General features: G+C 37.3%; 18 protein-coding genes. 15 read left to right on the forward strand and 3 right to left on the reverse strand.

Translation table 11 applies throughout. The features are described 5' to 3' along the window. Nucleotides 1-97: 97 nt before the first annotated feature. The 5 genes from yfmF (at nt 98) to AC1VS3_RS04545 (ending at nt 4,957) form a co-directional block, all read left to right on the forward strand. The gene (gene yfmF, locus AC1VS3_RS04525) at nt 98-1,354 is read left to right on the forward strand and encodes an EF-P 5-aminopentanol modification-associated protein YfmF (RefSeq protein WP_008688264.1); all 1,257 of its coding nucleotides are present in this window, start codon (nt 98-100) and stop codon (nt 1,352-1,354) included. Continuing rightward, the gene (yfmH, locus tag AC1VS3_RS04530) at nt 1,335-2,618 is read left to right on the forward strand and encodes an EF-P 5-aminopentanol modification-associated protein YfmH (protein ID WP_481275535.1); all 1,284 of its coding nucleotides are present in this window, start codon (nt 1,335-1,337) and stop codon (nt 2,616-2,618) included. The genes yfmF and yfmH overlap by 20 nt, the downstream gene beginning before the upstream one ends. Nucleotides 2,619-2,794: 176 nt before the next feature. After that, nucleotides 2,795-3,121, forward strand: coding sequence for a single-stranded DNA-binding protein (locus tag AC1VS3_RS04535; RefSeq protein ID WP_008688269.1), 327 nt, complete (start codon nt 2,795-2,797; stop codon nt 3,119-3,121). Nucleotides 3,122-3,347: 226 nt separating this feature from the next. Then, nucleotides 3,348-3,698, forward strand: coding sequence for a hypothetical protein (locus tag AC1VS3_RS04540; protein ID WP_008688272.1), 351 nt, complete (start codon nt 3,348-3,350; stop codon nt 3,696-3,698). A gap of 161 nt (nt 3,699-3,859) precedes the next feature. Then, a complete protein-coding gene (locus AC1VS3_RS04545; protein ID WP_008688273.1) occupies nt 3,860-4,957 on the forward strand; it encodes a glycerol dehydrogenase in 1,098 nt (365 codons plus the stop codon). A 130-nt stretch (nt 4,958-5,087) separates the two neighbouring features. Here AC1VS3_RS04545 and rpsD read toward each other — a convergent pair whose 3' ends face one another. After that, entirely contained in the window at nt 5,088-5,690 is a 603-nt protein-coding gene (gene rpsD, locus AC1VS3_RS04550; RefSeq protein ID WP_008688275.1) for a 30S ribosomal protein S4, read from the reverse strand. A gap of 329 nt (nt 5,691-6,019) precedes the next feature. Here rpsD and AC1VS3_RS04555 point away from each other — a divergent pair, with 329 nt between their 5' ends. From AC1VS3_RS04555 to AC1VS3_RS04590, 8 genes are all read left to right on the forward strand, one after another. Further along, entirely contained in the window at nt 6,020-7,774 is a 1,755-nt protein-coding gene (locus AC1VS3_RS04555; protein WP_008688277.1) for a septation ring formation regulator EzrA, read from the forward strand. 1 nt (nt 7,775) lies between these two features. Then, nucleotides 7,776-8,906: a cysteine desulfurase family protein gene (locus tag AC1VS3_RS04560; RefSeq protein WP_008688279.1), complete on the forward strand. Its 1,131-nt coding sequence runs from the start codon at nt 7,776-7,778 to the stop codon at nt 8,904-8,906. Further along, nucleotides 8,887-10,104, forward strand: a complete 1,218-nt coding sequence (thiI, locus tag AC1VS3_RS04565; protein WP_008688281.1) for a tRNA uracil 4-sulfurtransferase ThiI — start codon at nt 8,887-8,889, stop codon at nt 10,102-10,104. The genes AC1VS3_RS04560 and thiI overlap by 20 nt, the downstream gene beginning before the upstream one ends. A gap of 47 nt (nt 10,105-10,151) precedes the next feature. Further along, entirely contained in the window at nt 10,152-10,394 is a 243-nt protein-coding gene (locus tag AC1VS3_RS04570; protein WP_008688283.1) for a hypothetical protein, read from the forward strand. 247 nt (nt 10,395-10,641) lie between these two features. After that, nucleotides 10,642-12,246, forward strand: coding sequence for a single-stranded-DNA-specific exonuclease RecJ (locus tag AC1VS3_RS04575; protein WP_017144658.1), 1,605 nt, complete (start codon nt 10,642-10,644; stop codon nt 12,244-12,246). A 59-nt stretch (nt 12,247-12,305) separates the two neighbouring features. Further along, nucleotides 12,306-12,821, forward strand: coding sequence for an adenine phosphoribosyltransferase (locus AC1VS3_RS04580; protein ID WP_008688285.1), 516 nt, complete (start codon nt 12,306-12,308; stop codon nt 12,819-12,821). 26 nt (nt 12,822-12,847) lie between these two features. After that, on the forward strand, nt 12,848-15,064 hold the full coding sequence (locus AC1VS3_RS04585; protein WP_008688286.1) for a RelA/SpoT family protein: 2,217 nt from the start codon (nt 12,848-12,850) through the stop codon (nt 15,062-15,064). 36 nt (nt 15,065-15,100) lie between these two features. Continuing rightward, nucleotides 15,101-15,619 carry a GNAT family N-acetyltransferase gene (locus tag AC1VS3_RS04590; RefSeq protein WP_481275536.1) on the forward strand — a complete coding sequence of 173 codons (519 nt, stop codon included), beginning with the start codon at nt 15,101-15,103 and terminating at the stop codon, nt 15,617-15,619. A gap of 160 nt (nt 15,620-15,779) precedes the next feature. On the opposite strand, the gene AC1VS3_RS04595 is transcribed toward AC1VS3_RS04590, so the two are convergent. Further along, nucleotides 15,780-16,373 carry a YdcF family protein gene (locus tag AC1VS3_RS04595; protein WP_008688288.1) on the reverse strand — a complete coding sequence of 198 codons (594 nt, stop codon included), beginning with the start codon at nt 16,371-16,373 and terminating at the stop codon, nt 15,780-15,782. Further along, nucleotides 16,346-17,443 carry a tRNA(Met) cytidine acetate ligase gene (locus AC1VS3_RS04600; RefSeq protein ID WP_008688289.1) on the reverse strand — a complete coding sequence of 366 codons (1,098 nt, stop codon included), beginning with the start codon at nt 17,441-17,443 and terminating at the stop codon, nt 16,346-16,348. Before AC1VS3_RS04600 ends, AC1VS3_RS04595 begins: the two co-directional genes overlap by 28 nt. 174 nt (nt 17,444-17,617) lie before the next feature. On the opposite strand from AC1VS3_RS04600, the gene AC1VS3_RS04605 reads away from it, so the two are divergent. Both AC1VS3_RS04605 and AC1VS3_RS04610 read left to right on the forward strand, forming a co-directional pair. Then, the gene (locus tag AC1VS3_RS04605) at nt 17,618-18,547 is read left to right on the forward strand and encodes an alpha/beta fold hydrolase (RefSeq protein WP_481275537.1); all 930 of its coding nucleotides are present in this window, start codon (nt 17,618-17,620) and stop codon (nt 18,545-18,547) included. A gap of 293 nt (nt 18,548-18,840) precedes the next feature. Then, complete coding sequence (locus AC1VS3_RS04610; protein WP_226896747.1) at nt 18,841-19,359, forward strand: YceD family protein; 519 nt, start codon at nt 18,841-18,843, stop codon at nt 19,357-19,359. Nucleotides 19,360-19,369 lie beyond the last annotated feature (10 nt).

The raw sequence follows: 19,369 nt of genomic DNA on the forward strand, positions 1-19,369 counted from the left end.
CGACGGTTCTTTTTTTGTATTGTATATGGTATAATATGCCAATAATGATATAAAAATAATTTGATTGTTCATACTAATAACTACGGAGGTAGAAGATATGCAAATAACAAATGGCATTCAGGTACAATTTATTCCAACTACAAAGTTTAAAGATATCGGCATCAGTGTGCGCTTTCGCAATACCTTACAAGATGGTAAATCAGCAAAGCGCTCATTACTGGCACTCATGTTGGTAGACCGCTGTCAGAAATATGATACAAAATTAAAGATGAGTGAGATGCAGGATGAGCTTTATGGTGCGACTTTAACAGCTCAAACAGCCGGTTTTGGTGCAAGTCAGATCATTGAACTACGTTCAAAAATCATTAATCCATCTTTTCTAAATGAAGAAAACACCCTGTTAGAAGATACCTTTGCGTTTCTCCATGAGGTTATTTTCTCACCGTTGCTCAAAGAAGAGGTGTTTCATGAAAACAAAGAAATCTTGTTGGCAAAAATCAAACGAATGCAAGATGATCCATCACAATATGCTATTACATGCGGTTTACAAGAGGCAGGCAAGGGAACGCCTTTAGGAATCTCGGCGCTTGGAACTTATGAGCAAGTTGAACAATTGACACTATCCGATATTCAACAGATTTATCAAGAGATGATGAAAGAAGATTTAATCGATATTCTTGTTTGTGGTGACATAGAAGAAGATAGCATTTTAAAGTTGGTAAAAGAAACACTGCGTTTCACACCGCGTAATACGCAAATGCAAAGCTGGTATTGTGTTGAAAATGAGCGAAAGAGTGAGACTAAACGATTAACCAAACATATTTCACAAAGCTACATCATGATGACCTGGTTTACCCATACCCCGATTACCGATGAAAAATATTATGCATTACGTGTGGCAAATGCTGTGTTTGGACAATATTCAACATCTTTACTTTTTCAAGAAGTTCGTGAAAAACGCAGCTTGTGTTATTCCATTTTTTCGAACTTGATTAGCTATGATGGTGCTATGGGAGTGACTACAGGAATTGAGAAAGAACATATCGATAAAACAATGGAATTAATTCAAACACAATTCCACCGTGTTTGTGAGGGGGATTTTAGCGAAGATTTGTTAAATACCAGTAAACGTATGGTCATTAATTCTTTAAAAGCCAGTGAGGATAGCATGTATTCTTTGATGGCATTCGCTTATCAAAATGCTTTATTACAAAGGGATTATAGTGTATCAGATTTGATGGATATGGTAGAGAAGGTAACGCGTGAGGAAGTTATGGAAGTCATGAAGCGTTGTGAGTATAAGATGGGAGTCGTAGTGACAAAGGAGGATGACGATGAAGAAAATTGTGAATGAGCGTTATCAAGAAACGCGCTTTGAAGAAACTTTAGAAAATGGTCTGCATGTTATCCTTTGGCAAAAAAAAGATTATGTGAAATCCATGTTTATGATGGTAACCCCTTTAGGTGCCATGGATATGAAACAGGTTGATGAAAATGGTAAAGAATATCATTTCCCTGCCGGTATTGCTCATTTTCTTGAACATAAGATGTTCGAAATGAAAGATGGGGATGTCATGGATGCTTTTTCAACAATGGGGGCAAATGTCAATGCTTTTACCTCCTATACAGAAACGGCATATTATTTCACCACAAGTAATGCAATCGAGGAACCATTGAAACTATTACTTGATTTTGTGCAAGAACTTGCCATTGATGAAGAAAGTGTAGAGAAAGAGAAGGGTATCATCATACAAGAACTCCATATGTATAAACAAATGAGCGATTCGCGTTTGCTGATGGAAACATATGCATCCTTGTATAAAAATCATCCACTACGCTATGATATTGGCGGTGATGATGACAGTGTGCAATCCATTACTTTAGAACAGTTAGAAGAATGTTATCGTATTAATTATCATCCTAGCAATATGGTGTTGGTGGGTGTTTGCAGCGAAGATCCTGAGAATATAATGAAAATCATACGCGAAAATCAGAGTGGTAAAAAATTCCCTAAAATGGCAGGTATCAAACGGTTAGAATTTGATGAAAGTGAAAAGCCAGCACGTGAGACTTATACATTTTCAATGGATGTTACGTTGCCAAAGGTATCCATCGCCTATAAGTTAGATGGTGTAGAGAATGTATCCCAACGCATGAAGGAAGAATGGTGTATTCGTATATTGCTCGATGCCTATTTCAGTTCGTTGTATCCAGATTTTCAAACATGGTTAGATGATAAGATTTTTAATGACTATGTGGGCTGTGAAGTAGACTTAGGAAAAGATTATGGAATGATTATGTTTTACGCCGAAACATTAAAACAAGAAAAATTTAAAGAAATTGTACAGGATACATTAAAGCGTATGGAATCTGGCGATATTGATAAAAAAGTGTTACAGCAATTGAAACGACGTTATTTTGGACAAGCGATACGAAGCTTAAACAGTTTTGATGATATTGTCATTACATCGGCTCGTTGCTACTTTGACAAGACAGATTTCTTTTCTTCAATGGATATTCTAGATGCTATTGATGAAAAAGATATTAAAGATGCAGCAAATAAGCTAAAGCAGGGACATTGCAGTATCGTTACGTTATTGCCAGAAAAAAGCAAGTAACTTTAACCAAATTTGTAAAATAGAGATGAAATAGGTTGGAAAGAGTATAAATAATCAGCTTGATTTCATCTTTTTTCTTTATTTCATACAAATACGTGAAATTGCACAAAGGAGCATCCTTTGACATAATGTAAGCCATAAAGAGACAACAAATGTTGTGAAAGGAGATTATTTATATGAATCTAGTGGCTTTTGTGGGAAATATTGTCGAACCTCCAAAGCTTCGTGAATCAGCGATGGGAAATAAATTCGCCGTGATGGAGATTAATGTACGAAGAGCATTTCCTAACAGTGAAGGGGTGTATGAAGTTGACACTTTGGCAGTTACGTTATGGAAAGGAATTGCCCAAACAACTTCCGAGGTTGCTCAAAAGGGTGACACGGTAGCAGTGAAGGGAAGAATACAATCGCATACGTTTGAAGGTAATGATGGGCAGCAACATCGATCTTATGATATTATTGCTGAATATGTATCATTGATACAAAGAGAGGGGCAAAGCTAAACAGCTTTTGTCCCGTTTTTTTAAGTATTATTATAGTATTGCTCTTTTTTAAATTCATAAGAATGCGTATCAAACTATGAGCGCACATTGGTTTGCTATATCAAAAAAGGGAAAAATCCATTTGCTTAATAACATATAAGAAAACTATTTGCATGTCATTGACTTTTACAAGAGATGGAGCATAATAGAAGTAAGAGATGACTTATGTAAAAAGGAGGTATGGAAAATGAAAAAAGATTTGTTTTATAAAATAACAGATTCGCACGAAATACTCTTTACAAAGTCAGAAAATCATCATTCCTTGCCGGCTAAGGCTAAAGTTGAAGTTATTATATCACCTGTCTTAAAGTCTGGCGGTGTTGAAGTTGCTAACGCGATTGCAAATGCGGCTAGTAGCAGTTTAGGAAATGGCAATGAAAAAGTCAATGTGGCAGTACAAGTATGTTTTGAAGATGAGACAAGAGAATTGTTGTTAATGAATGAAACACCATTAATCCGCAATAATCTTGATTATCACGAAGCTGTACGTCATGCCCGCAATCTGCAAGAGGCATTAAAAAAAGATTTGGTGTGTTAACTACCAATACATGAATTGATGTTAGGAAAAGTGTAGCATTGATGGCTGCACTTTTCTTTTTAATTGACAACATTAATATCATAACATTCTGACAATTATTGACAATTTCTATTACTCTATATAAAATATTGATAGGTATAGACAATAAGGAGGATTCTATCGTGGCAAAAATCTTAATCAGTCCTAGTAAATATGTGCAAGGACCTAAGGAACTGAAAAAACTGGGAAGCTATACGCAAGGGTATGGGAAAAAGGCTTTGATTCTTATTAGTGATGGCGGCTATAAACGTATTGGTAAAATGATCGAAGATAGCTTTGCAAAGAGTACTTGTGAATATCATTTTGACTTTTTTCATGGGGAGTGCAGCAAAAATGAAATCACTCGTTTATGCAATATCATGAAAGAAACAAAATGTGATTGCATCATTGGAGTAGGTGGAGGAAAAATATTTGATACGGCAAAAGCTGTGGCATATTATGAGAAAACGCCTGTGCTTATTTGTCCTACCATTGCTTCTACAGATGCACCTTGCAGCGCCTTATCTGTTATTTATACGGATGATGGTGTTTTTGAAGAATATCTGTTTTTACCAGCAAATCCAAACATGGTTTTAATGGATACAGATATTATTGTACAATCTCCTGTACGTTTAACGATGGCAGGAATCGGAGATGCCTTAGCAACTTATTTTGAGGCACGTGCTTGTGAGCAAAGTGATGCAATGAGTTGTGCAGGAGGTAAGACAACACAGGCAGCGATGGCCTTAGCAAGATTGTGCTTTGATACACTGATGGAAGAGGGTGTTAAGGCAAAAATAGCACTAGAGGCAAAAGCGTGTACACCAGCAGTTGAAAAAATTATCGAAGCAAATACATTATTATCTGGAATCGGCTTTGAAAGTGCTGGTTTGGCTGGTGCCCATGCGATTCATAATGGCTTAACAGTATTAGAAGAATGTCATGCAATGTATCATGGGGAAAAAGTGGCATTTGGTACCATCACACAACTTGTGTTGGAAAATGTTGATGCGCAGGAATTGCAGGAAATCATTGAATTCTGCATCGCATTAGGCTTGCCAGTCACTTTACAGCAGTTAGGTGTTCACGAAGTCACGAAAGAAAAAATTATGGCCGTGGCAGAAGCTGCTTGTGCTGAAAATGACACATTACACAATATGCCATTTGAGGTTACACCAGCAACCGTTTGTGATGCTATTCTGGCAGCGGATGCTTATGGACATTATTTCTTAGGCATTTAAAAAGAGAAGAAAGTTAAAACATCTGCAATATCTAATAAGATAATAGCAGATGTTTTTTTTGATAGGCTTCATATATAACATAAGACTATTAATAAATAAAAAAACCGGATTGCTCCGGTTTTTATGAACATTATCTGTTGTAGAATTCTACTACCAGCAGTTCGTTTACTTCCTGGTTCAGTTCGCTACGTTCAGGTAAGCGCAGGTAAGTACCTTTTTTAGCATCTTTATCAACGTCTACGAATGCTACTGTATTTAAGCAAGCTTCCAATGCTTCGTTGATGGCTGCTAAGTTCTTAGATTTTTCTTTAACTTCGATCGTTGTTCCTGGTTTTACGATAAAGCTAGGAATATCAACTTTCTTACCGTTTACTAAAATGTGTCCGTGGTTAACCAGCTGACGAGCAGCGCGACGTGTACGGGCAAATCCTAAACGATATACTAAGTTATCTAATCTAGATTCTAACAGGTTTAAGAAGTTTTCACCTGTTACACCTTTCATTTTACTAGCTTTAACAAACAGATTATGGAACTGACGTTCATTTAATCCATACATGTAGCGGATTTTCTGTTTTTCACGCAACTGTAAACCATAGTTCGTTAATTTTACACGTTTCGTAGGTCCGTGCTGACCTGGTGCGTATGCACGTTTCTGAAGTTCTTCTCCAGTTTCCAGAATTGAGAAACCCAAACGACGGGATGTTTTCCAAACTGGTCCTTTTACTCTTGACATTTCATGTCCTCCTTATTGTTTTATGGCTATAAAACAATAACAGTACAAATCATCATTACCTGGTGTCTTCGCTTACGATATCTTCGCTCTTAGGCAGCCGAGTTACGTGATATCCCGTATATGTATTACGTCAAAGACGCGCTTGTGTAAGACTTTGCATGCTGCTATCAATTTTACGCCATTATAGTGTATCAGAAAGTGGAAATGTTGTCAAATGGTTCCTTGCATTATTTACCATAAGAATTCTAGATCTCGATGAATTTTGTTTTCTCATTTTTACAGAATTATGATACAATATAAGCAATGAATGTGGATGAAAGAGGTGCCTTATGGAGAATTTTATAAATAATATAAAAAATGTCGTATCACTAGATATATTGATTTGGATCGTTGCTGCTATCATCGCTATCATCATTTTGACGATTATCATGATGGTCATTCGCCAAAAGAAAGCTAAGAAGCAATTGGATGATTGTGAGATTCGTTACAACAACTTAAAAGGCATACCTTTGGCATTTAAATTAAATAAAGCAGTTGCATTATCAAGAGTCAATGAATTGATGGCGGAAGGGGTAGATAGTTGCCGTAATGACTTTGATGAAATTCAGGATAAACTGAAAGAAAGCAGTGTGCAGCTGGCCGAAATAGATGATTTGATCTATGTGCATAAGGTAAAGACAGCCTTAAATCGCATGGAGGCTTTAGATAAAGAATTGACGCTTTTGGAATCACGTGTAGCGAATGTGAATAAAGCATTGGATGAGGTATTAGAACAGGAAAACGAGCAGCGTGTACATATTAATAGATTAAAAGATGAATTCCGTTTGATCAAACGAAAGATTTCAGAAAACCGAGCATCTTATGCACAGTCGTATGAATATCTGGAGATGGAAATTGCTAACATAGAAAAGATGTTTTCATCGTTTGAAGAATGGATGTTTGCTTCAGAATTCAACAAAGCTGCTGATGAACAAAAAGAAATTCGCGAGCACATTGCTCATCTAAATGATTTGGTAGACATACTTCCAGGTATGTATGAACGTGCAAAAGGTGTGTTACCTAGAGCAATCGATGAAGTCGGTTATGCATATGCACAAGCAAAGAATAAAGGGGTTTATCTGGAACATTTAGAAGTTCATAAAAATCTTGACTTCGTCAGCGATATGCTGAAAGAAAGTTTAAATCGTCTACGTAATGGGAAACCAGATGGAGTTAATGAAGATCTAAATGATTGTGAAAAACGTATTATTCAATTGCAAGAGCAGATTACCAAAGAAGAAAAAGCATTTGATGAGGTAGATGAAAACCTGGACATTCTTTTTGATAGTGTAAAAACCATGAATGCAGATGTTGAGGGAATTGAGGAACTCTATAATCGTGTATATGAACGATTTGGCTTTGAGAACTGGACCGATCGTTTAAAAGAGGTCAATGCAAAGCTAGCTGTATTAAACGATATGCAAAGAAAACTACAGCTAGTTATCCAGGAACAGAAAGAGCCATATACCTCTATTCTGATCGCTTATAAAGAATTGGAACAAAGCAGTGCTGTTTTTCATAATGAAGTAAGCGAAATGAAACAAAAATTAGATACAGCTTGCAGTGATGAAGAACGAGCGAAGAAACAAATGGTAAAACTACAGTTGATTTTGAATGAGATCCGGGTGAAAATGAGCAAACATCGCTTACCAAGTGTATCGAAAAAATATGAGGATGATTTGCATCGCGGGGAAGTGATGATCAAGGACATTCATGTGATTTTGGATAATTCGCCGTTAGATGTAAAACATTTGAATGCAGAGTTGCGTAAAGCCATTGATTATATTTATACTTTATATAATAGTGTGAATAATTTAGTTGGCATGGCAGTGATGGTAGAAAATGCCATTGTCTTTGGTAATCGTTATCGATCGACATATCCCGATATTGATTCAGAACTGACACGTGCCGATCTGTGTTTCCGTAATGGACAATACACCAAAGCTTTAAAAATTAGTATTCAATGTATTGAAAAGATGCATCCGGGTGCTTATGAAAAATTAATTGCTAAAAAAGATCCGCATCTATTGAAAGAGGAGGCATAAGATGATCTATTTAGATTATGCATCCACAACGCCAATTCGCAAAGAAGTACGTGAAACATATCAAATGTTATTAGAAAACTATTATGGAAATAGTGATTCATTACATGATGTAGGAAGGGCTACAGCAAAATTAATGGAACAAAGCCGTGCAGCAATTGCACAGCTTTTCCATGTGCAAAAGGATGAAATTCTTTTTACTTCCTGTGCGAGTGAATCTAACAACTATGCAATGAAAGGGTTTGCTTGGAAAAATGCCCACAGAGGGAAGCATATCATCTCAACCTGTGTAGAACATTCCAGTATCCATAATGCATTAGAACAGTTAAAAGAAACGTTTGGCTTTGAAGTGACGTATCTTCCTGTTTATGCCGATGGAACGATACATTTGGAAGATCTAAAAAAGGCATTGCGCAAGGACACCATACTTGTATCGATGATGCTTGTGAACAATGAAACGGGGGCTATCAATCCTATTAAAGAATGTGCAGCATATGTACATGCCTATTCGCGTGCCGTTTTTCATATGGATGGTGTACAAGGATTAGGAAAGATACCCATTTCTTTACACGATGTAGATATGGCAACCTTCTCAGCTCATAAAATTTATGGTTTGAAAGGAAGTGCCATTCTATATAAGAAACGCAATATTGAATTATTGCCGTTACTTAGTGGCGGTCAGCAAGAGCAAGGATTGCGCGCTGGAACAAGTAATGCGCCAACAAATATCGTATTTGCCAAAACACTGCGTTTGGCATTAGAGGAACAGGAAAAAGCTTATCAGTATGTACAAGAATTAAACATATATTTACGAAGGGAAATTGAAAATATAGAAGATATGGTCATCAATAGCCCGGCGGATGCCTCTTGTTTCATATTGAATTTTTCTGATTTGAAGATTGGCAGTGAGGTAATGTTAAACGCATTAAATGCAAAGGGTTTTTGTGTTTCTGCCCAAAGTACTTGTTCAAGTAAAAGTAAGGCGATTTCCCATGTGCTACTGGCAATGGGGTTAGGGGAAGTACGTGCGACGCATGCGATTCGTGTTTCCTTATCACATATGACAACAAAAGATGAAGTGGAAAAGTTTATAAAAGCACTAAAGGAGATCCATCATGACTATCGAACAAAATAAATTGACGTATGACCATATTTTGGTCCGCTTTGGTGAGTTATCCACCAAAGGAAAAAATCGCAAAGATTTCATTAAGCGATTACTGACGAATGTAAAAAATGCATTACGAGATTTTAATGAATTGACATACGAACGTACGCATGATCGTATGTATATCATGCTAAATGGTGAAGATCATGAAGCAGTAGCAAAACATTTGCAACAGGTGTTTGGCATTTCATCCTTTTCCTTTGCGGTGAAGGTGGCAAGTGATATTGAAGTCATCAAACAAACATGCCTAGTGTTGGCAAAACAAAGTGATGCGCAAACCTTTAAGATTGAGGCTAGGAGAAGTTTTAAACAATTTCCTATGGTATCGGATGAAATAAATCGAGAAGTTGCTGGAGAAATTTTACGTAATACAGATATAAAGGTAAATGTAAGAGAACCACAGTTACGCATACAGATTGAATTGCATCAAGAGGCAACCTATATCATGACAGGAAAAATCAAAGGTAATGGTGGTTATCCGGTAGGAGTAGGCGGAAAAGCCTTGGTAATGTTAAGTGGTGGCATAGATTCACCAGTGGCTTGCTACATGACGATGAAACGTGGGGTCGCTATTGAATGTATTCACTACGCATCTCCACCGTATACTTCACAGGCTGCACAGGATAAAGTGCTTGAATTAGCAAGAGCAATAGCTCCATATCAGGGACATATCCGTTTGCATATTATTCCTTTTACGGATTTACAGTTGGCCATTTATAAAAATTGTGATGAATCTTATGCAATCACGATCATGCGCAGGATGATGTATCGAATTGCAGAACGTGTGGCCCAAAAGCAAAATTGCCTCGCAATCGTGAATGGGGAGAGCATTGGACAAGTGGCCAGTCAGACGTTGGAAAGCATGCAAACGATCAATTGTGTTACAGATATGCCGGTGATTCGTCCGGTTGCTTGTTTGGATAAATTAGAAATTATTGATATTTCACAAAAAATCGGAACATATGATATATCGATACAGCCATTTGAAGACTGCTGTACGATATTTACACCAAAAAATCCGGTTACAAAGCCAACGAAACATCGTGCAGAGCGTTTAGAGGGACGATTTGATTTTACGTCTCTTATAGAAGATTGTATTGCTCGCATGGAAAGTGTGGATATATATCCAGGCCGTAACATGATAGAAGAAAACGAAAATATTTTTTAGTATAAGATGTTTATCCTCACCCATACTATTTGTGTGAGGTGATAAAAATGGAAAGAAGAAAACAGTTTCAGAATGAGAAACAGGATCAAGATTTGTACCAGTACGAAATGGGTATTGAATTAGGTGCAGATGTTGAAGCTGAAAAACGTAATCATCGTAATGAATACGATCGTGAACATTCTTCTTCTGATTTCAAAAATGATTTCAACAACAACCAGCAGAGAAATCGTAACCAGAATCAGCAGAACAATCGTTTCAACAACAGCAATTCCAACAACAACCAGCGTTAAGTAAACGCGTAATTAAAAAGTCATCAGACTTCTGAATCATCAGAAAGCTCTGGTGGCTTTTTTCTTTTGTTAACAGAAACACTATTTGAAGAGTAGTATCCTTTATTGTTTCAATGAAATCTCATTGAAGAAGATTGCTTTATTGGATGATTTAACATAATAGAAAGTATGACATAGGGGAATTCTTTTCGTGCCTTTTCCATGCGGATTGGTAAGAAATATGCTATGATATATCACGGTGATATTAATGAAGATAAATAAGCTATCGACACAACGAATGGAAGATATACAGAGTACTTTTGGTTTGCCTCCCTTATGCGCAAAGGTCTTAGCAGCAAAAGGTTTAGCCAATGATGAAATAGCAGCATTATTACAGGAGCCTAAACTCTCTGATCCGTTTTGTGCAAATGGTGTAAAAGAGGTGGCTGATCGTTTGTATCAAGCAAAGCAAAAGAAAGAAAAAGTATTGGTTTGTGGAGACTATGATGCAGATGGTATTTGCGCTACCGCTATTATGGTGGATGCTTTACGCTCTTATGGGATTGATTGTGGGTTTTATATTCCAAATCGATTTAGTGAAGGATATGGCTTACACGAGAATACCGTAGGTTTGGCTAAACAAAAGGGCTATACACTTTTAATAACCGTAGATAACGGTGTGAAAGCGAAAACGGCATTATCATTTGCACACACGATGGGAATTGATGTGATCGTTACAGATCATCACAGTATGGATGAAGAAGTCACATGTTTGCAACTGGTGCACCCAACATTGATGGGAGAATCATTTACGACATTAAGTGGTGCAGGTGTGGCTTTGATGCTTTCCAGGGCATTGATTGGTGAAAAAAAAGAACATGTCGTTTTGGCATGTGTGGCGGCAATTGCGGATGTCATGCCTTTGCATAAGGAAACAAGAGCGATTGTGAAATTAGGTATTTCTTATTTAAAACAGGGTATCTGTCCACCAATCCGTTTTCTGGCTAAAGAGCGTTATCCTAAGTGGGATGAGATGCTGATAGCTTATCAAATCGTGCCGAAACTAAATGTGACAGGTCGATTAGCGGATATGGTCAATGTAAATAATACGGTAAAATATTTATTGTCAACATCTATGGAAGAAATTCAACATGTGGCAAAACAAATAAATGACTTGAATGAAAAAAGAAAAGTCATGAGTGATGATATGCTTTTAAAAGCCAAAACCTTAGTGCATGAGGAATATCGATTTCAATTACTGTTTGATGATTCTTTTCATGAAGGGATGGCTGGACTTGTGGCCGGAAAATTGGCTGAAGAATTGCAAATGCCAGTTATGGTGGCAGCCCGCAATCAGGATCACTTTAAAGGAAGTATTCGTTCACAAGGTTTGTTGGATCTGACAACGTTTTTTGATGAATGTAAACCTTCTTTAGTTAGTTTTGGGGGACATAAAGCAGCGGCAGGCATAGGCTTTTCTTATGATAAAAAACAAGTGATTCAAGATTATGTTAACAGCCGTATGGAACAGGTTGTATTTGATAATGATAGTAGCTATGATGTCATTGCTGTGGAACGAAGCGAAATTACCATTGCAGAAGTTGAGAGTCTGCAGTTATTAGCACCATTTGGAGAAGGTTTTGAAGAACCGTTGTTCTTATTGGAAAAGCAGAAGGTGCAGGATTGCCGTAGCTTAAGCAAGGGAGCACATACCAAATGGATCTTATCTGATGATTTAGAAGCTATGCAGTTTCAAAGTCGCGATTGGGAATTCTATAACCCAGAGGCGACCCTGAATTTTATAGGAAATTTACGTATAAATTCTTTCATGGGACGAAAAAAAGTAAATATTTACGTCTCCAAGGCATATTAGCTGATGCAATTTATAAGAGAGTTTGCTATAATAAAAGAGACGTGTTAGGAGGCTTACACATGAATTATAAAGACTATATTGCCGATATTCCTGATTTTCCTCAGGAAGGCGTACTGTTTCGTGATATCACACCTTTAATGGCAGATGGTGAAGCATTTCATCAGGCTTGTGACGAAATGATCGCTTTTGCAAGAAAAGTAGGGGCTGAGGTTATTGTTGGACCAGAATCACGAGGATTTATCTTTGGCTGTCCGGTTGCTTATGAGCTGGGTATTGGTTTTATTCCTGTTCGCAAGCCGGGGAAATTGCCTAGAGAAACGGTAAGTGTTTCTTATGATTTAGAATATGGCAGTAATGAATTGCATGTACATAAAGATAGTATCAAAAAAGGTCAAAAAGTCTTGATCATTGATGATTTATTGGCGACCGGAGGTACGGTAGATGCAACAATTCAGATCGTTCAGGAATTGGGCGGTGAAGTTGTGGGCTGTGGTTTTCTAATTGAATTAGAAGGCTTACAGGGCAGAGAACATCTAAAAGATTATGAAGTGTTCTCCTTAATGTCTTATAAATAAAAAAGGGGAAGTTCCCCTTTTCTTGAATGCGGGTGATTAGTATGGTAAGGAAGAATGTCGTTACATTTGATGAGATGATGCAAGAAGTTCGTCAATACATCAAAAAAGAAGAAAATATTGATTTAATTACACGCGCCTTTTTGTGTGCAGAGAAGAATCATGCAGGGCAGTATCGTAAAAGCGGGGAACCGTATATCATACATGCCATTCAGGTAGGTTATATATTAGCAATGTTGCGGACTGGTCCTAAGACGATAGCCGCAGGCCTTTTGCATGATGTGGTGGAAGATTGTGATGTCTGCTTAGAACAAATTAGTGAGATGTTTGGTGAAGAAGTTGCTTCTTTGGTGGAATCGGTCACAAAGATCGGTGCATTGAAGTTTAAAGATGAGAAAGAATATCTTGCCAGCAATCATCGTAAGATTTTTATCGCGATGGCGAAAGATGTGCGTGTTATTTTGATTAAGCTTTCTGATCGACTACATAATATGCGTACTTTACAATATATGACGCCGCAGAAACAGCAAAAAATTGCGAGTGAGACATTGGAGGTCTATGCGCCGATTGCCCATCGTTTAGGTATCAGTGATATTAAAAATGAACTCGAAGATCTGTGCTTTCAGTATTTAAATAAAGAAAAATATTATGAAATAGCCAAATTGGTGGAAAAACGTAAAACAGAACGAGATGCACAGGTACAAAGCATGATTAGAGAAATCAGTTCTTTACTGGATGAGCATCAGATAAAATATCGCATATTCGGACGCAGTAAGCATTTATATAGTATTTATAAAAAGATGATAACGAAAAATAAGCGTTTTGAAGAAATTCTTGATTTATTGGCGATTCGTATCATTACAGATACCGATACGGCTTGTTATGAAATCTTAGGATATATTCATGCGAAATACCGTCCGATTCCAGGACGCTTTAAAGACTATATCGCTATGCCGAAGGTTAACATGTACCAATCCTTGCATACGACTATCGTGGCTGAGGATGGTAATATATTTGAGGTGCAAATTCGTACAGAATCTATGGATGAGGTTGCAGAACAGGGGATTGCGGCTCATTGGCGTTATAAAGAAAATTTAAATGGCGGCCGTGAGGTGCACCAAAAAGAAATTGAAGAGCAATTGCATTGGTTTAAAGATTTCAGCGTCATGAGTGATGATGTCAATGATGATGCTATGGAATACATGAATCTATTGCAGAAGGATATCTTTGAGGCTAATGTTTATGTGATGACTCCAAAAGGTAAAGTGATTGCTTTGCCAAATGGTTCTACACCAATTGATTTTGCCTATCGTGTTCATACCGAGGTTGGTCATCATACGGTTGGAGCTACGATAAATGGTGTGTTAATGCCATTGAATACAAAATTAAAAACAGGAGATGTTGTCAGCATCCGTACAAGTAAACAATCTCCTGGTCCTAGTGAAGACTGGATCAAAATTGTAAAAAGTGCTCATGCACGTAATAAAATACGCTCATTCTTCCAGAAACAGGAAAACGAACGCCGTTCGCTTGATATAAAAAAAGGCGAAGAGATGCTGATGGAAGAATTGAAAAAACGCAACTTAGATGTTGCGACATATACAGAACAAAAGAAGATTGAAAACATTGCCGGTTCTCTAAGTTTTAATTCTTATAACGATTTGATGTATGCGATTGGTGTTAAACAAGTATCCCTGCCTGCTGTCATTGACCGTTTGGTGAAACATAAGACAAGCGTACCATTAGATAATGAAGAATTAGCGAAAATGTTTAATCGTCAGGAACGAAAGCGAAAAGTTTCTTCAACCGGTATCCGGGTAGCGGGTATTGATTCCATGAAAATATCACTGGCTGCCTGCTGTTCTCCTGTTCCCGGTGATGATATCGTAGGATATATAACAAAAGGACAAGGAGTAAAGGTACATCGTACAGATTGTCCCAATATCGTGCATGAGAAACAACGCTTGATTGATGTGGAATGGGATGAAAACATTGAACAGAAAACATATGAAGTCAAGCTGATCGTGAAGTCAAGTGATCGTAATTTCTTGCTATCCGATATTGTGACGGTAGTATCACAATGCAAGGCGGGTTTGCAGCATGTTGATTCTTCAGTTGATGAGGATAAGGTTTCAGCAACGACAAAAATGACGGTTGTTGTGGAAAATGCTATTCATTTACAGACATTGATGGCGAATCTAAGAAAGGTCAATAGCGTAAAAAGTGTCGAAAGAGTTATTCAATAAGGTGAGGTGACACTCACCTTTTCCAATGGAGGTTTTATGAAACAAGAAACATTTTTAATAACGAAAGCAACAACAGAGGATATTCCCGCAATCTTAGAAATGTATCGTCGTCGGGTCTTGTATAATAATGCTCATGGTATTCCACAATGGCGCTTAGCAGATGTCACATGGGAAGCCTTTTCGCAATTATATACGATTGATGATTATTATGTTGGTAAATGTAATGGAGAAGTCGTTTGCGGATTATTCATTGTTGATGTCGATGAATTATACTGGCCGGATGTAGACAAAGGAAAGTATTTATATCTGCATAAGATCTGTGTTGATCCTGCTCATGCCAAAAAAGGCTATAGCGATGCTATGATTACCTATTTCAAGGATAAGGGACGTAAAGAAGGCTATCCGGAAGTGCGTTTAGATGTGCGTGAGAAGAAGGTGAAACTAAGAGAGATGTATGAACGCAATGGATTTCGCCTTGTCACAATTGGACAGTTTGTCACTGAATTTACAACAGCTTTGTATCATTATGTATATGCATGGGAACAAGAAAAATAGCTAAGCAACTATGATATAGAAGAGTAAATGGTTCCTCTTTTTAAAGGGACTATCTGCTCTTTTTTATTGGTGTGGGGTATGCGATAAGGCAGAATATAAAGGCTATAAATAAAAGCCATGTATATCACAAAAGACGAAGAAAAAGCTTAAAAAGGATGTGTTAGTTCTTTCTAAGCTTTCTTTCATAATATAATGTATTCCACATGCGAAAGTATTCATCCATTCTAACTCTAATGCTACTATGCTCACGATAGGTGTCCATAACATAGTTATGAAAAAACTTATGTACAAAAAAGGCAGCTCTTCGCATATGGGAAGGACTAGTGATAACAATAATGTTTTCCCATTGTTTTTCATCACAAATGCATTTCGCGTATTTTAAGTTTTCATACGTGTTACGCGCCTTGGTTTCTAAGACAAGGGCTTGTTTTGGAATCTTTTGTGTCAAAGCATAAGCGGCCATCTTTTCTGCCTCGACATAAGTATTCTGCACGCAGGAACCACTGATTAATAAGTGGTGAACGCAGTGTTTGTCATATAAATTTATAGCAGTCTCCATACGCTTTTTTTGGACTGTTGATAAACTGCCATCTGCATTACAAGGATAACCCAATACAATTGCGACATCATAAGAAATGTCTTGTAAGGGATGTTTGGGTTTTGGAAAGTGATGATATAGATAAAGATTTGCAAGCAACACAAAGAGGATGATACAGATGAGTAATATCATTTGATATAAACCAAAGACTGCCATTCTTTGGCAATCGCTTCCTTTCTGTTTTTTGGTGTTAATGGATATGTATATGCCTGTGTCGCACGTAACTCAATCTTTCTCCAGTCTTGTGGAATCTGGTTAAATCGAGAAGCTATGATCAGATCATCTTGTTTGCGTAATTGTGACAAATAGGCTCGGCCAACATCATTCATTGCAAGAATGCGTAGGTGCTGTAAAGGACGGAGTTTCTGTATTTCCGTTTTCTTGGTCTGGGTTAATATATGAAGTAAGGTCCGTTGAATGCGACTGCGGGTATAACGCTTACTGATGCAAGCATTTACAAAGCTATCCATATCGCTATAGAGAGCGGCATTTTTCTGTAATAGCTGCTCCATTCCTTCCTCTACCATCAACATTGCTTTAATATCTTCTCGATCCATGGTCATAAGTAATGTCTGTAAATAAGGGTAATAATGTGTGAAAGCATATGTTGTATCTAATTTATTTGCCATTACTGTGGCATGATGAACATCCTGATGAAGCATGATACCATGACGGATGGCACTGGCACTGGCGATTGTCTTCGTATAGGTTAATTCATGATATGAATTTGTTCTTTGTATCGTATAAGGCTGTATAGCACTGCCTTGCAATGCTTTTAAATAACTGATGCCTAAAAGATCATTACTAGCGATTTGGGTACACGAATCAGCAAAGCTTTTTACCATGGCTTGCTTTTTCTGTACTGGTAAAGCAGCAGCTTGTTCACTTAAATGTTTTAATTTCTCAATGTCATTACATTCACTGCCAAACACCATATGGTTGACATTAGCCAGCGTAAGCAATCGGATGGCTCCTTGAGCAAAGATATCGGCACTTTGTGTTGCATAAGGATAGGGGAGTTCAATGACAATATCGACACCATGAGCAACAGCACAAGCAGCACGTTCCCACTTATCAATGATGGCGGGTTCTCCACGTTGCACGAAATTACCAGACATGATGGCAATCAGACAATCGCAATTACGAATGCTACGCGCCTGTGTAATGTGATATTGATGCCCGTTATGAAAGGGATTGTATTCTGTGACAATACCGCATACCTGCATAAGCAAACTCCTTTCTTTTCTATATGGTATTTATTCTATCATATTTTTTACGTATTGACATTGTCAATTCTAGGAGATAGTACTCTCTTAGACAATGTGAATACTTTGTCAGCATATTTTTAAGCGATTCTATGGTACAATGAAAACAGATAAGGCAAGAAAACGGAGGCATTTATGAAACTAACAAAATTCAGTTTTATCAGTCAATGTGATGGTCTTTGTATTCATGGTATGTGCATGGTGCCGGATAGAGAAGTTGTTGGTGTGATTCAGCTGGTACATGGTATGGCAGAACATAAGGAACGTTATGAAAATCTCATGCATTATTTGGCACAATCGGGCTATTTATGTGTCATTCATGATCATCGCGGTCATGGGGAAAGTGTAAAGTCACAAGCAGATCTGGGATATTTCTATGGTGTTGATGCCACCTATTTAATAGAAGATATTCATGAAATCAGTATGCGTATAAAAGAGCATTTTCCACATGTGCCATTGTTTTTATTCGGTCACAGTATGGGTTCTTTAGCCGTACGTGCATACTGTAAACGTTATGATAGGGATATTGATGGATTGATTGTTTGTGGTTCGCCAAGTGAAAATAAAGCAGCAGCTTTTGGTAAGATACTTTGTCAGATCATGGAGAAAGTGAAACAAGATCACTATCGTAGTTCTTTCTTACAACGTTTGGCATTTGGGCATCATAATGATGGAATTCAAGATGCTAAAAGTGAGAACAGCTGGATTTGCAGTGATGAAGATGTGGTAAAGGAATATGATGAAGATCCTTTATGTGGCTTTACGTTTACTTTAAACGGTTTTGAAAATCTTCTCGCTTTAATGATGACTGTATATGATAAAAAAGGTTGGCAATGCCACCATGCATCAATGCCTATCTATTTCATTGCCGGAAAACAAGATCCTTGTATCATTTCTGAAAAGGCATTCCATACAGCTGTAATGTTGATGCGTAAGGTTGGATATGCGAATGTATCTTGGAAATTGTATGAAGGAATGCGTCATGAAATCTTGAACGAAAGAGATAAAGGAGAAGTGTATCGGGATCTTTTGAAATGGTTGAATAAACATACTACAAACACATAAGCTGTTCATTTGATAAGCACTTTTTAATGAAAACAAAGATGAAGTGAGAATAGCATATATAACATGTTTTTCACTTTCAGGGGATACTGCTGTGAAGGATATAAGAAAATGCAAAACTTTATAAAAAGCAGATAGAATTAGTAAAAATTAGGTACAAAAAATAAAAATTAAAGAAAAAGTCTTTCTTTCATTTCGTTTTTGTGGTTTAATATATTAGCCTAATCATGGGAAAGTGAGAAATATATTGACTTTATTGTCCAGTTTCCTTATAATAGGATAGGTCAGACAACGAGGTGATTCTTTTGAAATGGTCTAGAGCTGAGCTGTTACAGGCGGATAAACAAACAATCGATTTTACGGATACGATTGCTTTCGATCCTGCGGCGTTCGCCAAGATGCACCAAATCAGAGGATTGCAGGATGTTACGGTATCAGGAAATATTCATTACGATACAGCCAGTGAACGCGTATTTGCGGATCTGGATATTGAAGGCGTGATGATCGTGCCGTGTTCTATAACCCTTGAGGATGTAGAATATGATTTCCACACAAAATCTTTGGAAGTGTTCTCTTTTGACAAGACAGAGGATGAAGATGTACACGAAGTAAAAGGTGATGTCGTAGAACTATTGCCGGTGATCTTTCAATTGATACTTATGGAAGTTCCTTTGAAGGTCGTAAAAGAAGGAATCAAAGAGTATCCTAAAGGTGACGGTTGGGAAGTTGTCAAAGAGGAAGACTATACGAAATCTAAAAAGGATGATATAGATCCTCGTTTAGCAAAGTTGAAAGAATTCAAATTGGAAGATTAAGTAGGAGGTG

It is taken from the genome of Longicatena sp. (assembly GCF_982403165.1).

Coding starts and splice junctions, on each gene's coding strand:
- yfmF (WP_008688264.1), top strand. CDS start 98: ATGCAAATAACAAATGGCATTCAGGTACAATTTATTCCAACTACAAAG.
- yfmH (WP_481275535.1), top strand. CDS start 1,335: ATGAAGAAAATTGTGAATGAGCGTTATCAAGAAACGCGCTTTGAAGAA.
- AC1VS3_RS04535 (WP_008688269.1), top strand. CDS start 2,795: ATGAATCTAGTGGCTTTTGTGGGAAATATTGTCGAACCTCCAAAGCTT.
- AC1VS3_RS04540 (WP_008688272.1), top strand. CDS start 3,348: ATGAAAAAAGATTTGTTTTATAAAATAACAGATTCGCACGAAATACTC.
- rpsD (WP_008688275.1), bottom strand. CDS start 5,690: ATGTCAAGAGTAAAAGGACCAGTTTGGAAAACATCCCGTCGTTTGGGT.
- AC1VS3_RS04555 (WP_008688277.1), top strand. CDS start 6,020: ATGGAGAATTTTATAAATAATATAAAAAATGTCGTATCACTAGATATA.
- AC1VS3_RS04560 (WP_008688279.1), top strand. CDS start 7,776: ATGATCTATTTAGATTATGCATCCACAACGCCAATTCGCAAAGAAGTA.
- thiI (WP_008688281.1), top strand. CDS start 8,887: ATGACTATCGAACAAAATAAATTGACGTATGACCATATTTTGGTCCGC.
- AC1VS3_RS04570 (WP_008688283.1), top strand. CDS start 10,152: ATGGAAAGAAGAAAACAGTTTCAGAATGAGAAACAGGATCAAGATTTG.
- AC1VS3_RS04575 (WP_017144658.1), top strand. CDS start 10,642: ATGAAGATAAATAAGCTATCGACACAACGAATGGAAGATATACAGAGT.
- AC1VS3_RS04580 (WP_008688285.1), top strand. CDS start 12,306: ATGAATTATAAAGACTATATTGCCGATATTCCTGATTTTCCTCAGGAA.
- AC1VS3_RS04585 (WP_008688286.1), top strand. CDS start 12,848: ATGCGGGTGATTAGTATGGTAAGGAAGAATGTCGTTACATTTGATGAG.
- AC1VS3_RS04590 (WP_481275536.1), top strand. CDS start 15,101: ATGAAACAAGAAACATTTTTAATAACGAAAGCAACAACAGAGGATATT.
- AC1VS3_RS04595 (WP_008688288.1), bottom strand. CDS start 16,373: ATGGCAGTCTTTGGTTTATATCAAATGATATTACTCATCTGTATCATC.
- AC1VS3_RS04600 (WP_008688289.1), bottom strand. CDS start 17,443: ATGCAGGTATGCGGTATTGTCACAGAATACAATCCCTTTCATAACGGG.
- AC1VS3_RS04605 (WP_481275537.1), top strand. CDS start 17,618: ATGAAACTAACAAAATTCAGTTTTATCAGTCAATGTGATGGTCTTTGT.